Here is a 13,047-nt window from a genome sequence, read left to right as displayed (position 1 = left end):
TGCCCGGTTGAATCTGCCGATGGGCGGTTTCGCATGGCCGGTGCCTCAAGCTAATACACTGAAAATAATATATATTTATACTGGCATATCGCTTGCTTTGGGTTGTGGGTGCAGGAGAAAGCCCCATGACCCCCAGCGTCCAGTCTGCCCTGTCGCCGTCCTACCCCGATCCCGCGCTGGCGGGTGGCAACGCCACGGCCGCGACCGCCGGCCAGGCGGGGATGACGGGTGACTTCCAGGACCAGCTGGGCCAGCAGGTGGCGCAGGACGCGGCGCAACAGGCCGGCGCGTTGCCCGGCCAGGTGGGTGCCGCCCCGGTGGGCACCGCGGCCGCGGTCCAGGCCCAGGTGGACGCTCAGACCGCCGCCGCCCACAAGGACAACCACATGTCCTTCTGGGACGTGGTCGACATCATCAACCCCCTGCAGCACATCCCCGTCATCAGCACGATCTATCGCGAGATCACGGGCGACACCATCAAGGCCCCGGCCAAGATCCTGGGCGGCCTGCTCTATGGCGGCCCCATCGGCATGGCGCTGGCCACCGGCGACGCCATCATTGAGGAGGAAACGGGCGAGGACGTGGGCGGCCACGTCATGGACGCGCTGGGCCTGGGGCACCACAGGACCGGCACGGTCACGCTGGACCCCGATGAGGACCAGGGCGGTGGCAAGGGGCGCAGGGGCGGTGGCCAGGGCGGGCAGGAGCAGCCGGACCACGCCCCCACCGCTGGCCGCGCGCCCGTGGCCAAGGTCGACTCGCTGGTGCTGGCGCCCCAGACGGACGGTACGGCCCTGGCCGGGGCGCAGACGGCGCCGATCTCTGGTCAGCCTGTTCCGGGTCAAATGGTGCGCACCAGCTCGGTCCCCGCCGGCGCCGTGCCCGGCCTGGCCACGCCGGCCACCACGGTAAGGTCCCAGGCCCAGGCCTTCCCCAACCTGGCGGCCGTGCCCGCCGTGGCCGTAAACGCGGCGGCCATGACCTTCCCGGGGGCCGTGCCTGGCGCCAACCCGTCCCAGGCCCTGGCGCAGCAGGCCAGCCAGATCACCAACGCCACCCAGGCGATGGCGCAGGCCGCCAACGCCGCCGCCAACATCGGTGTCGGCACTCAGTCCATGCCCATGGCGGCCGGACCACAGCTGATGCCGGCCCAGGCCGCCGCCATGGCCAATGCCGCCAACCCGGCCGCCGCCGCGTCCGAGGCGGGGTCCCATCTGGGGCAGAAGCAGGCCCACGGCCTGACCCTGGCCAACTACCGCGCCATGGCGGGCGCTGGCGCCGGTGCCCCCACCGGCCGCACCCTGGTGGCCCCCAGCTATGTCCAGAACATCAAGTCCGCCACCGCCGGCCCCACGGTGCTGCAGACGGGGGCGGTCCAGGCCAACGCCGCGCAGTCCCAGGCGGTACAGTCCCAGGCCGCCCTGGCCGCCGCCTCCCATCCCGCCATGATCCAGGTGATGGATGGCGGCACGGCCGCCGCCGCGCAGCCGCAACGCACCCCTGTTCCCCAGGCCATCCAGGCCTACACCAACGCCATGGGCCAGGACACGGCCACCCTGCTGGCCCAGGCCACCGCCGCCTCGGCCAGCGTCAACGGCAGCCGGGCGCCCACCGGCGCCCAGCCCGCGATGCCGCAGCAGCCCGCCAGCGGCGGCACCCTGTCCGCCAGCGCCGTGCCCCCAGCCGGGGCTATGGAGGGACAGGGGACATCCCAGGCCGGTGCCGCCCAAACGGGCGCCGCCGTCATCAGCAACGCCACCGGCGGCCCGCCGCCGCTGCCCAAGCAGTTCATCGCCGACATCATGATGGCCAACCTGGCGAAGTACCAGGCCATGAAGGACGCCCAGGGCGCCCCCCACTAAGTCCTAAGTCCGGACGCATTGAGCCGGCCCAATTGATCAGGGCGCCCGTTGAGGTATAGAGGGGGGATGGACATCCATCTGATCCCCGATGCCGCCATTCCCGCCCCCCCTCGATCCGGCGCCGGTTACCGCCTGTGCTGGCGCGACGGCCAGGGACGGCCGCAGGCGGCCGCCTGCGTCATCGGCCGGGGTGGCGTCATCCAGGACAAACGGGAAGGGGACGGGGGAACCCCCGTGGGCTGTTTCCCCCTGCGCCGCGTGCTCTACCGTCCGGACCGTGTCCCCGCACCCGTGACAGCCTTGCCGGTGGCGCCGCTCGCACCGGATGAGGGTTGGTGCGACGACCCCAGCCATCCCGACTACAACCGCCCGGTGACCCTGCCGTTTTTCGCGAGCCATGAGGTGATGTGGCGGGACGACCATGTCTATGACGTTGTCGTGGTGCTGGGGCACAACGACGACCCGCCCGTGCCCGGCCTGGGCAGCGCCATCTTCATGCACCTGGCGCGGCCCGACCGCGCCGCCACGGCGGGCTGCACCGCCCTGGACCCGGCCGATTTGCGCCGGCTGCTGTCCCACTGCCAGCCGGGGGACCGGCTGTGCGTGCCGGCCCCATCAAAGGACTGATCCCCATGAGCGATATCCTGCCGTTGGGGCCCTTGCCCCGCCTGATCGGCCACCGGGGTGCCGCCCGCCACGCGCCGGAGAACACGCTGTCCGGCATCCGCATGGCGGCGGCGCAGGGCGCCAAATGGGTGGAGGTGGACGTCAAGCTGACGGCCGACCTGGTGCCGGTGCTGATGCACGACGACACGCTGGATCGCACCACCGACGGCACGGGCCCGGCCAAGGACATGACGCTGGACGCCCTGCGCCAGCTGGACGCCGGGTCCTGGTTCTCCCCCGCCTTCCGGGGGGAGAAGGTGCCGACCCTGGTGGAGGTCATCCAGCTGGTGCTGGCCCTGAACTTGGGGCTGAACCTTGAAATCAAGCCCTGCCCGGGTCGGGAGGAGGAAACGGCCGGCGTCGCGCTGACCCTGACCTATTCCCTGTGGCCGGACGACCGGCCGCCGCCCCTGGTTTCCTCCTTCGCCGACGCGTCGCTGGACATGGCGCGCCAGGTGGTGCCGCGCTGGCCCCTGGGCTATCTCATTGACCGGCGGCCGGCCAATTGGCGCCAGCGGGTGGAGCAGTTGAACGTCAGCACCATCAACGTCAACGCCCGGAGGGAGGACGCGGCCAGCATTCGGGAGTATAAGTCCACCGGGCGGCCGGTGCTGGCCTACACGGTCAACACGGTGCCCATGGCGCGGGAGGTGCTGGGCTGGGGCGTCTCATCGGTATTCACCGACACACCCAGCGGTCTCATGGAAATCGCGGGCTGAAAAGGCGGGCCGGGCAGGCAAAAACATCAGGCGCAGTCCACGTCAAGCGGATGAGGGGCCTTTCGCCCGCCCCGGTTTTCCTATATCCAGCCTGCGATATGTTAGCGGCCGCCCGCCGCCACCCTATATGTATTGGGGACCGAACCATTCCGGTCACCCCCGCATGGGGCACGGGTTGGCACGAGGTCCGGTTTTCAGGAGACGTGAGTTGAAGGCGCTGCGGTCATTGGTGATGTCCGGTAAGGAAGTGCTGCCCGTCGTCGAGGGTGGCAAAGGCATCTCCGTTTCCAACGGCGAAAGCTCCGGCGCCTGGGCGTCGGCTGGCGGCGTTGGCACCTTCTCCGGCGTCAACGCCGACGCCTACGACGACAACGGCCAGCTGATCCCCCAGATCTATCATGGCAAGACCCGCCGTGAACGGCATGAGGAACTGATCAGGCATTCCATCCGCGGCGGCATCTATCAGGCCCGCATGGCGCACGAGACGGCGGGTGGCGAAGGCCGCATCCACATGAACGTGCTGTGGGAAATGGCGGCGGCCGAACAGATCCTGCACGGCGTGCTGGAAGGGGCGCAGGGCCTGATCCACGGCATCACCTGCGGTGCCGGCATGCCCTACCGCGTGGCCGAGATCGCCGTGAAGCACGGCGTGTACTATTACCCCATCGTCTCGTCCGCCCGTGCCTTCCGCGCCCTGTGGCTGCGCGCCTACAACAAGTTCCGGGATTTCCTGGGCGGCGTCGTCTATGAGGATCCGTGGCTGGCCGGCGGCCACAACGGCCTGTCCAACAGCGAGGACCCGCTGAAGCCCGAGGATCCCTATCCCCGTGTGAAGGCCCTGCGCGAGATGATGAACAGCTTCGGCCTGAACGAGACGCCCATCATCATGGCGGGCGGCGTGTGGTGGCTGTCGGAATGGGACCACTGGCTGGACAATCCGGAGATCGGGCCCGTCGGCTTCCAGTTCGGCACCCGTCCGCTGCTGACCAAGGAAAGCCCCATTTCCGACGCGTGGAAGCAGCGGCTGTTGACCCTGAAGAAGGGTGATGTCTACCTGAACCACTTCTCCCCCACCGGCTTCTATTCCTCGGCCGTCAGCAACCCCTTCCTGGAAGAGCTGAAGGGCCGGGCCGAGCGGCAGGTGGCCTATTCGGTGGAGCCGGTCGGCGACCTGACCGCCGAGTTCATGGTGGGCCCGCGCGGCCGCCCGGTGTACCTCACCGAACATGATCGCGAGCGGGCGCAGGGCTGGGTGGCCGGTGGCAACAGCGTGGCCCTGAGGACCCCGGACACCACCCTCATCTTCGTCGATCCCGCCCAGGCGGAGGTCATCCGCCAGGACCAGATCGACTGCATGGGCTGCCTGTCGGCCTGCAACTTCTCCAACTGGGCGCAGAACGAGGAAGGGACCACGGGCCGCAAGGCGGATCCGCGTTCCTTCTGCATCCAGAAGACCCTACAGAACATCAGCCACTCCGAGGATGTGGAGCATCAGCTCATGTTCGCCGGGCATAACGCCTACCGCTTCGCCAGCGACCCCTGGTACCAGAACGGCTTCGTGCCGACGGTGAAGCAGTTGGTGGAGCGGATCGCGACCGGGTACTAATCGCGGATCGCGACCGGGTACATGACCTGGAATCATCGCAAGGGAAGGGGGCCGGTTTCGGCTCTCTTTTCGTTTGGCCGGCTGAATGATAGCCGCCACCAACCTTTTCCCCAGGCGCAGTCCAGGCCGGCGCCTTTAAATCTGGATTCATTCCAAATTTCATGGCTGAATAGCGGAAATCCTTGAGGATCGGCTCTTTTCCGGTCCGCGTTCTTGCCCATATGCAGATCATGACCGACCTGACCCCCGCCCCCCTCACCGCTGAAGATTTCAGCAGCGAAGCGACCGCCATCCAGGCCACGGCCATCCAGGCGACGGATCGCTTGGCGCGCGCGGGCCTGCGTCCCACTCGCCAGCGCGTGGCCCTGGCCAAGCTGCTGTTCGACGGCCATGACCGCCACGTGACGGCGGAACAACTGCATGGCGAGGCATCGACCGCCGACATGCGGGTGTCCCTGGCCACCGTCTACAACACTCTGCACCAGTTCACCGAGGCGGGCCTGCTGCGCGAGGTGGTGGTGGAGGCCGGGCGGTCCTACTTCGACACCAACGTGTCGGACCATCACCACTTCTTCTTCGAGGGTAACGGCCACCTGATCGACATCCCGGGCGACGCCCTGGCCGTTAGTGGCCTGCCCGACGCGCCCGCCGGAACCCGGGTCGCCCGCGTGGACGTCATCATCCGCCTCAGCGACGGCGCCTGAACGGCGGACGTTCATCCTCCCCATTCGTCAAACCGTCCCCTTGCGGGCGCGGCGATCATTTAGAATTTGTCTAGACGAATTGCCCCGCTCGCCTGGGCATGGCATGATCCTCTCCCGCATGAAAGGCCACCGCAGATGGCCGCTGAAGGTTGGCGTGAACCCTGTCGTGGAGGACTGTTGCCATGTCGCTCAAGGGTACCAAGACCGAAAGCAACCTGAAGGAAGCGTTCTCGGGCGAAAGCCAGGCCAATCGCCGCTATCTCTATTTCGCGCAAAAGGCCGACGTCGAAGGCTACAACGATGTCGCGGCCGTGTTCCGCTCCACCGCCGAAGGCGAGACCGGCCACGCCCACGGCCACCTGGAATTCCTGGAAGAGGTCGGCGACCCGGCGACGGGTGAGCCCATCGGCTCCACCGACCTGAACCTGAAGGCCGCCATTGCCGGTGAGACGCACGAATACACCGACATGTATCCCGGCATGGCCCGCACCGCCCGCGACGAGGGATTTGACGAGATCGCCGACTGGTTCGAGACGCTGGCCAAGGCGGAGAAAAGCCACGCCGGCCGTTTCCAGAAGGCGCTGGACCAGCTGAACAGCTGACTCTCCGCCCCCGGTGACGTCTGATCTTCCCCAGCCCTATCCCGACGCCGCTCCCTGAATGCGGGCCGGCGTCGGCGGAGGTGCGCCCATGCGTGAAGGCAGCCTGGAGGCTCCCGTCCGCCATCCGGTGGATTGGCGGAACCCGGATTTTTATGACGAGGCGCTGCTGGACGCGGAGATGCGGCGCGTCTTCGACGTCTGCCACGGCTGCCGCCGCTGCTTCAACCTGTGTGACAGCTTCCCCCGCCTGTTCGACCTGATCGACCAGTCCCCATCGGAAGAACTGGATTCGGTGGCGAGCCCGGACTTCGCCAGGGTCGTGGACGCCTGCACGCTGTGCGACATGTGCTTCCTGACCAAGTGTCCCTATGTGCCGCCGCATCCTTTCAACCTGGATTTCCCCCACCTGATGCTGCGCTATCGCGCGGTGCGGGCGCGCAAATCCGGCGTGCCCTTCGCGGTGGACCAGATGACCCGCACCGACCGCAACGGCCATGTCGCGGGCAAGGTGGCGTCCCTGGTGAACTGGGCCTCCTCCACCGGCAACCGGCTGACGCGCCGCCTGATGGAGAAGATGGCGGACATCGACGCCGCCGCCAGCCTGCCCAGGTTCCACGGACGCAGCTTCGTCGCGCGCGCGGCCGACGACCCGCCGGCGGTCAACCCGATGGGGCCGGCCGCGGGGCGCAAGGCGGTGTTCTACGCCACCTGCTTTGTCAACTTTAACAACCCCGGCATCGGCCAGGCGGCGCAGTCCATCCTGGCGCACAACGGGGTGGCGACGGATGTGGCCTATCCCGCCTGTTGCGGCATGCCCCAGCTGGAACAGGGGTGTATCGAACAGGTGGTGAAAAACGCCGGCCTGGTCGCCCGCCGCCTGGGGACCTGGATCGACCAGGGCTATGACGTCATCGCCCTGGTGCCGTCCTGCGCCCTGATGCTGAAATTCGAATGGCTGCACCTGGTGCCGGCGGACCATCCCGACCGCGCGGCGGTGGAGCGGCTGTCCAAGGCCACCTTCGACATCGCGGAATACATCGTCGACATCGCCCAGAAGGAAGGGCTGGCCCCCGGCCTGCGCCCGCTGGAGGGCGGTGTTACCCTGCACATCGCCTGCCATGCCCGGGCGCAGAACATGGGGCAGAAGGCGGCGGAGATGCTGCGCCTGATCCCCAAGGATGCCGAGGGCGGGCAGATGGGTCCGGCCGAGCTGAAGGTGGTGGAACGCTGCTCCGGCCATGGCGGCAGCTGGGGCATCATGAAGGGCAATTTCGAGACGGCGCTGAAGGTGGGCAAGCCGGTGGCCAGCCAGGCCGTTAAGAACGCCAAGCATTACCTGGCATCCGAATGCCCTCTGGCGGGGGAACATGTCCGCCAGGGGGTGGAGCGGCTGGATCCGGCGCAGGCCACCCTGCTGGAACAACTGCACCCCGTTGAAATCTTCGCCCGGGCCTATGGGCTGTAAGGCCTTTGGGGCATAGTCCGGGTGCGTTCAGGAGACCCCGCCATGACCCAGGCCCCTTCCTCCGTTTCCCGCCGGCGGCACGCCATCGGCCGCGACGACATCATGTCCATGGACGAGTACGGCCGGGTACGGGCGGAGCGCCGCCGCGCCCTGGTGGCGGTGAAGCGCAACCGTCGCCTGGCGGTGGGCCCCTACGCCACCTTCTATTTCGAGAGCTATGAGACCATGTGGTCCCAGGTGCACGAGATGCTGTTCATCGAGCGCGGCGGCGAGGCCCAGGTCGAGGATGAGCTGCGCGCTTACAACCCGCTGATCCCCAAGGGGCGGGAACTGGTGGCCACCATCATGTTCGAGATCGACGACCCCCTGCGGCGCAAGGCCCTGCTGGGCCGGCTGGGCGGGGTGGAGAACACCCTGTGGCTGGAGTTCGCCGGCGAAAAGGTCCACGGCCTGCCCGAGGCCGACCTGGACCGCACCTCATCCGCCGGCAAGGCCTCCAGCGTGCAGTTCGTTCACTTCCCCTTCACCGACGGCCAGGTGGCCCTGTTCCGCCAGCCGAACGCGCGGGTGGTGGTGGGTATCGACCATGACCAGTACCCACACATGACGGTGATGCCGGAGGCCGCGCGCGCCGCTTTGGCCGAGGATTTTGATTGAGACAAACAAAAGGCCGGCTCCGTCACGGGGGCCGGCCTTCGTCTTGATGGGGCTGCGTCGCCTATCTGACGGTTTCCAGCGGCCTCGCCGGTGACACCTTGCCGCCCACATGCGGATAAGGACTTTCCGTGTCGAACATGTCGATGCCGTCGGGATCGTAGGGGAACCAGTTGGTGGGTTTGTCGTCCGACCCCGGCGTGCCCGGCGGCACGGGCGCCAGGCTGTGACCGGAGGGCTTGCCCGGGCCGCTCTTCGCCACCACCTGGTGCAGGCCGTAGATGGCGGCCAGGCCCAGGGTCGGCCCCAGGATCATCAGGCTGGCCCCCCAGGCCAGGATGGCGATGTCCATCTTCAGGCCCAGACCGGGCAGCAAGAGCTGGGCGGCGCCGTACACGGCCAGTTCGGACATGCCGAAAACCAGGCCAAGGCCGATCGCGTTGAAAGCAGGCACATCCTGAAGGATCTGAGCGTCCTTTTTCATAGCAGCCTCCCTATTTATTACAGGAATGATGCGCTCACTTTTTCGATTCCGCCACTACCCATTTTGACGTCTGGAAAAGACGGACTCTGTCTTTCGCAATTGCGAAATAAACCCGGCTCAAACCGGCACCTCTTTCCTTAACGCCCAGGTCCCGTGTTAAGGTCCCGCGATTTCACGGTTTTGGGTCATTCGGCTTTCAAGGGTAGGCGGGCATGGATCAGGCGGGTGGTTTGCGGGTTTTGCTGGTGGGGGGCACGGGCCTGGTGGGCGCCCATGCCCTGACCATGCTGCTGGAGTCGCCCAAGGTGGCCCAGGTGGTCAGTCTGGTGCGCAAGCCCACCGGCCCCACGCCCACTGGCCAGCGGCATGCCAAGCTGCGCGAGTTGGTGGTGGACTTCGCCACCCTGGCCGACCTGCCGCCGGACGTGCGGGTGGACGCCGTGCTGTGCGCCTTGGGCACCACCCGCAAGGACGCCGGCAGCGACGCCGCCTTCCAGGATGTGGACCTGAAGTACGTGGTGACGGTGGCCAAGGCCGCGCGCCGCGCCGGCGCCACCTTCTTCGGCGGCGTCTCCTCCGTCGATGCCGACTCGACCTCCCACCGCCTGTATTTGAAGACCAAGGGCATGATGGAGGATTACGTGGCCACCCTGGGCTTCACCTCCCGCCATTTCCTGCGCCCCTCGCTGCTGCTGGGCCGGCGCAGGCAGGACCGGCCGCTGGAACGGTTCTTCCAGATGCTGGCGCCTTTCATCGGCCCCTTCCTCAGCGGCCGCCTGGAAAAGTACCGCCCCATCCCGGCCAAGGTGGTGGCCGCCGCCCTGGTCACCACCGCCAGCCAGCCGGCCATCGGCGGCGTGCGCACGCACGAATACAGCGCCATCCGCTCGCTGGCGGGGATGTGACTTACACGGCCAAGTCAGCGGCGCTCAGCCAATGGATGCGGCCGAAGCCCGCCACCAGGTGGGCCTGGGTGATGTCCATCCGCCAGAAGCGGAAATCGGGGAAGTCGGCGTAGAGCGCGGCCCCGGGATGGCGGTCCAGGTAGACCGCGCGCGCGGCCTCCGCCTCGTCCCCACCCAGGGCTTCCGCCCGGCCCATGACGGACAGGCGCGGCCCGGTCAGCGGGTTTTCCCGGCCGGCGGTGTCCTCGAACAGCAGGGCGGCGCGGCCGTCCTGGCGCAGGTTGCGGGTGTGCAGCGCCAGTTCCGACAGCAACAGCAGGGGCCGGCCGCCGCCATCCAGCGCCACCAGCACCAGGGATGGGTAGGGCCACCCGACCATGGCTGCGGCGTCATCGGACGAGCCCGCGACCAGGGTGGTCAGCGTGGCCTGGGGCCGGTTGGCCAACAGGTCCAGGGCGGTTTGCCGCGCCTCGGCCGGGGCGTTTGCGGGGGCCGCTTGTGGGGGTATATCGGGAGGCATTGTCACCGGCGTCACTCCACCCATTTCTTTGGAACCGCCCCGCCCCTTGCGGACTATTCCTCTAGTGGCAGGGGCGGCTGCATACTTCGCCGTAATCATGCCATAGTGCCGGGCAATCTGGTGAACTGGGGCTGTCCCCCGACGGTTGGTCGGACGGGCGGCCGGGGCAAAGTGGGAAGAGGGGAAACTCCGTGGTTCAGACCATCGCGCTGGTTGACGATGACCGCAACATCCTGACCTCCGTCTCCATCGCGTTGGAGGCCGAGGGGTACGAGGTGCGCACCTACACCGACGGGGATGAGGCCCACCGCGCGCTCAGCTCGCGGCCGGTGGACCTGGCCGTGCTGGACATCAAGATGCCGCGCATGGACGGCATGGAGCTGTTGCAGCGCATCCGCCAGAACTCGGCCATGCCCGTCATCTTCCTCACCTCCAAGGATGATGAGATCGATGAGTTGCAGGGTCTGCGCATGGGCGCCGACGACTACATCAAGAAGCCCTTTTCCCAGCGCCTGCTGATCGAGCGCATCAAGGCCCTGCTGCGGCGCGAGGTGCTGAACGCCGGCGGCGGCAAGGGGACGGTGGAGCCGGGCTCCGTCATGGTGCGCGGCGAGCTGGTGCTGGACAATGCCCGCCATTCCTGCACCTGGAAGGGGCAGGAGATCGACCTGACCGTGACGGAATTTCTGCTGGTGAAGGCGCTGGCCCAGCGCCCCGGCCATGTGAAAAGCCGCGACCAGCTGATGGACGCCGCCTATGGCGAGCATATCTATGTCGACGACCGCACCATCGACAGCCACGTGAAACGCCTGCGCAAGAAGTTCAAGGTGGCCGACGCGGACTTCGCCCAGATCGAAACCCTGTACGGCGTGGGCTACAAATACCGCGACGCTTGAGCGGCTAAGGGCGCTCCCTGGGAAAAATTCCGGAAAGTCCTAGGACGCGACCGCGTCCGCCGAAGCGTTCCGGGGAGCGCAGCGGACTGGAAAGCGAGGATAGCCAAGGGGCGCATGCCCCGCCGGCGCCTGAGGAACCTGATATGCTCAAGGACATGCTGGCACGGCGCGCGGCCCCCGCCGGGGGGACCGCCACAGCGCAGGAAATGGGGGCCGCCCCGCTGCGGCGCGGCCCCCAGGCGGAGGCGGACGGCGACGCCAAGCCGGTGGTGCGCGCCCGCCGGCGCCGCTCCTATGGCGTCATCTCCCCGCTGACGCGCCACATCCTGACCGTCAACCTGCTGGCGCTGGCCTTGCTGCTGTCGGGCCTGCTGTATCTGGAGCGCTATCAGGACTGGTTGGTGCAGCGCCAGCTGGACATCCTGACGACCGAGGCGCGCATCTTCTCCGGCGCCTTGGGCGAAGGGGCCATGGAGCCCAGCAGCGATGAGTTCAACGAGCCTGCAGGCACGCTGTCCTGGACGCTGGCGGCCCAGATGGTGCGCCGCCTGGGCGACACCACCGACACCCGCTTCCGCCTGTACGATCCCAAGGGCAAGCTGCAGGCCGACAGCCGCGTGCTGAGCCTGGCCAAGGGGACGCGCGTGCAGATCGAGGAGCTGCCGCCGCTGCCCGATGGCAACCAGCTGACCCAGCTGGGCATAGACCTCTATAACGCCATCGTGCGCGCCCTGCCCACGCGGGACCATCTACCGGTCTATGCGGAGAACCGGGCCGCCGACGGCAGCCATTTCCCCGACGTGCAGAAGGCCCTGAACGGTGAGGCGGCCACCCACGTCTGGCGCGTGGCCGGCGATGCCGGCAAACAGGACATGGTGCTGACCGTGGCCGTGCCCATTCAGCGCTACAAGCAGGTGCTGGGCGCCGTGCTGATCAGCCGCAGCGGGTCTGAGATCGATACCGAGGTGCGCGAGTTCCGCGTGAACATCCTGAAGGTGTTCGGCGGCGTCATCGTGCTGACGGTGCTGATGTCCATCTACCTGGCCAGCACCATCGTGCGCCCCATCCGCCGGCTGGCGGCGGCGGCCGACGATGTGCGCTACGGCCATGGCCGGCAGGCGGTGCTGCCCGATTTCTCCGGCCGGCATGACGAGATCGGCGACCTGTCGCAATCGCTGCGCGCCATGACATCGGCCCTGTGGGACCGCATGGACGCCATCGAGCGCTTCGCCGCCGACGTGGCGCATGAGATCAAGAACCCGCTGACCTCCATGCGCAGCGCGGTGGAGACGGTGCAACTGGTGAAGGATGAGACGCGGCTGCGCAAGCTGCTGGCCATCATCGCCGATGACGTCGGCCGCCTGGACCGCCTGATCAGCGACATCTCCAACGCCAGCCGCCTGGATGCGGAGCTGAGCCGGGCGGAAGCCAACTCCGTCGACCTGCGCCGCATGCTGACCATGTTCAAGGACATCCATGAGAACACGCTGGGCGCCCGCGACGGGGACGGGGACGACGATGCCCCGCCGCCGGTGACGGTGGAGGTGGAGCTGCCGCCGGCCAGCCGCAACCTGGTGGTCCCGGGCATCGAAGGCCGCCTGACCCAGGTGTTCCAGAACCTGATCTCCAACGCCCTGTCCTTCTCCCCGCCCGGGGGCAAGGTAGTGCTGGCGGCCAAGGTGGTGGGCGACCGGGTGGAGATCACCTGCACCGACGACGGCCCCGGCATACCGGCCGGCAAGACCGAGGCCATTTTCGACCGCTTCTATACCGAGCGGCCGGCGGGCGAGAAGTTCGGCACCCATTCCGGCCTGGGCCTTTCCATCTCCAAGCAGATCGTGGAGGCCCACAACGGCCGCATCTTCGCTGCCAATCGCACCGACGCGACCGGCAAGGTGCTGGGCGCGGTGTTCACGGTGCAGCTGCCTCGGGGCTGAAATCTTTCGTACGCGCAATTAAGTTGC

The 13,047-nt window shown here is 67.7% G+C and carries 13 protein-coding genes; 11 read left to right on the top strand and 2 right to left on the bottom strand.

Features of this window, described 5'->3' with window-relative positions; all coding sequences use genetic code 11:
* Positions 1-125 precede the first annotated feature (125 nt).
* From FBZ89_RS05525 to FBZ89_RS05490, 8 genes are all read left to right on the top strand, one after another.
* Positions 126-1,862: a hypothetical protein gene (locus FBZ89_RS05525; protein ID WP_145749046.1), complete on the top strand. Its 1,737-nt coding sequence runs from the start codon at positions 126-128 to the stop codon at positions 1,860-1,862.
* A 66-nt stretch (positions 1,863-1,928) separates the two neighbouring features.
* Positions 1,929-2,489: a L,D-transpeptidase family protein gene (locus FBZ89_RS05520; RefSeq protein ID WP_145749045.1), complete on the top strand. Its 561-nt coding sequence runs from the start codon at positions 1,929-1,931 to the stop codon at positions 2,487-2,489.
* Between the two features lie 5 nt (positions 2,490-2,494).
* On the top strand, positions 2,495-3,247 hold the full coding sequence (locus FBZ89_RS05515; RefSeq protein WP_186457216.1) for a glycerophosphoryl diester phosphodiesterase: 753 nt from the start codon (positions 2,495-2,497) through the stop codon (positions 3,245-3,247).
* Between the two features lie 232 nt (positions 3,248-3,479).
* On the top strand, positions 3,480-4,853 hold the full coding sequence (locus FBZ89_RS05510) for an NAD(P)H-dependent flavin oxidoreductase (protein WP_145749044.1): 1,374 nt from the start codon (positions 3,480-3,482) through the stop codon (positions 4,851-4,853).
* Between the two features lie 230 nt (positions 4,854-5,083).
* Entirely contained in the window at positions 5,084-5,557 is a 474-nt protein-coding gene (irrA, locus tag FBZ89_RS05505) for an iron response transcriptional regulator IrrA (protein WP_145749043.1), read from the top strand.
* 182 nt (positions 5,558-5,739) lie between these two features.
* The gene (locus tag FBZ89_RS05500) at positions 5,740-6,159 is read left to right on the top strand and encodes a rubrerythrin family protein (RefSeq protein WP_145610861.1); all 420 of its coding nucleotides are present in this window, start codon (positions 5,740-5,742) and stop codon (positions 6,157-6,159) included.
* 88 nt (positions 6,160-6,247) lie between these two features.
* Complete coding sequence (locus tag FBZ89_RS05495) at positions 6,248-7,624, top strand: (Fe-S)-binding protein (protein ID WP_145749042.1); 1,377 nt, start codon at positions 6,248-6,250, stop codon at positions 7,622-7,624.
* A gap of 42 nt (positions 7,625-7,666) precedes the next feature.
* Positions 7,667-8,281, top strand: a complete 615-nt coding sequence (locus FBZ89_RS05490; RefSeq protein WP_145749041.1) for a DUF3501 family protein — start codon at positions 7,667-7,669, stop codon at positions 8,279-8,281.
* A gap of 61 nt (positions 8,282-8,342) precedes the next feature.
* On the opposite strand, the gene FBZ89_RS05485 is transcribed toward FBZ89_RS05490, so the two are convergent.
* The gene (locus tag FBZ89_RS05485) at positions 8,343-8,762 is read right to left on the bottom strand and encodes a hypothetical protein (protein ID WP_145749040.1); all 420 of its coding nucleotides are present in this window, start codon (positions 8,760-8,762) and stop codon (positions 8,343-8,345) included.
* Between the two features lie 212 nt (positions 8,763-8,974).
* Between FBZ89_RS05485 and FBZ89_RS05480 the strand changes: the two genes are divergently transcribed.
* Complete coding sequence (locus FBZ89_RS05480) at positions 8,975-9,667, top strand: NAD-dependent epimerase/dehydratase family protein (RefSeq protein WP_145749039.1); 693 nt, start codon at positions 8,975-8,977, stop codon at positions 9,665-9,667.
* 1 nt (position 9,668) lies between these two features.
* On the opposite strand, the gene FBZ89_RS05475 is transcribed toward FBZ89_RS05480, so the two are convergent.
* Positions 9,669-10,187, bottom strand: coding sequence for a HugZ family pyridoxamine 5'-phosphate oxidase (locus FBZ89_RS05475; RefSeq protein ID WP_246172082.1), 519 nt, complete (start codon positions 10,185-10,187; stop codon positions 9,669-9,671).
* Positions 10,188-10,378: 191 nt separating this feature from the next.
* Between FBZ89_RS05475 and FBZ89_RS05470 the strand changes: the two genes are divergently transcribed.
* Together FBZ89_RS05470 and FBZ89_RS05465 are read left to right on the top strand one after the other, a co-directional pair.
* The gene (locus tag FBZ89_RS05470) at positions 10,379-11,083 is read left to right on the top strand and encodes a response regulator transcription factor (protein ID WP_044561898.1); all 705 of its coding nucleotides are present in this window, start codon (positions 10,379-10,381) and stop codon (positions 11,081-11,083) included.
* A 143-nt stretch (positions 11,084-11,226) separates the two neighbouring features.
* Positions 11,227-13,020 carry a stimulus-sensing domain-containing protein gene (locus tag FBZ89_RS05465; protein WP_246172053.1) on the top strand — a complete coding sequence of 598 codons (1,794 nt, stop codon included), beginning with the start codon at positions 11,227-11,229 and terminating at the stop codon, positions 13,018-13,020.
* The last annotated feature ends 27 nt before the right edge of the window (positions 13,021-13,047 follow it).

The sequence above is a fragment of the Nitrospirillum amazonense genome (assembly GCF_007828045.1).
Taxonomy (GTDB): Bacteria; Pseudomonadota; Alphaproteobacteria; order Azospirillales; family Azospirillaceae; genus Nitrospirillum; species Nitrospirillum amazonense_C.
This window is presented reverse-complemented; position numbering and strand designations above follow the sequence as displayed.

Excerpts from the sequence above, each read along its gene's own strand:
- FBZ89_RS05495 (WP_145749042.1), top strand. The coding sequence starts at position 6,248 with ATGCGTGAAGGCAGCCTGGAGGCTCCCGTCCGCCATCCGGTGGATTGG.
- FBZ89_RS05475 (WP_246172082.1), bottom strand. The coding sequence starts at position 10,187 with ATGCCTCCCGATATACCCCCACAAGCGGCCCCCGCAAACGCCCCGGCC.
- irrA (WP_145749043.1), top strand. The coding sequence starts at position 5,084 with ATGACCGACCTGACCCCCGCCCCCCTCACCGCTGAAGATTTCAGCAGC.
- FBZ89_RS05510 (WP_145749044.1), top strand. The coding sequence starts at position 3,480 with ATGTCCGGTAAGGAAGTGCTGCCCGTCGTCGAGGGTGGCAAAGGCATC.
- FBZ89_RS05500 (WP_145610861.1), top strand. The coding sequence starts at position 5,740 with ATGTCGCTCAAGGGTACCAAGACCGAAAGCAACCTGAAGGAAGCGTTC.
- FBZ89_RS05490 (WP_145749041.1), top strand. The coding sequence starts at position 7,667 with ATGACCCAGGCCCCTTCCTCCGTTTCCCGCCGGCGGCACGCCATCGGC.
- FBZ89_RS05485 (WP_145749040.1), bottom strand. The coding sequence starts at position 8,762 with ATGAAAAAGGACGCTCAGATCCTTCAGGATGTGCCTGCTTTCAACGCG.
- FBZ89_RS05515 (WP_186457216.1), top strand. The coding sequence starts at position 2,495 with ATGAGCGATATCCTGCCGTTGGGGCCCTTGCCCCGCCTGATCGGCCAC.
- FBZ89_RS05520 (WP_145749045.1), top strand. The coding sequence starts at position 1,929 with ATGGACATCCATCTGATCCCCGATGCCGCCATTCCCGCCCCCCCTCGA.
- FBZ89_RS05465 (WP_246172053.1), top strand. The coding sequence starts at position 11,227 with ATGCTCAAGGACATGCTGGCACGGCGCGCGGCCCCCGCCGGGGGGACC.
- FBZ89_RS05525 (WP_145749046.1), top strand. The coding sequence starts at position 126 with ATGACCCCCAGCGTCCAGTCTGCCCTGTCGCCGTCCTACCCCGATCCC.
- FBZ89_RS05480 (WP_145749039.1), top strand. The coding sequence starts at position 8,975 with ATGGATCAGGCGGGTGGTTTGCGGGTTTTGCTGGTGGGGGGCACGGGC.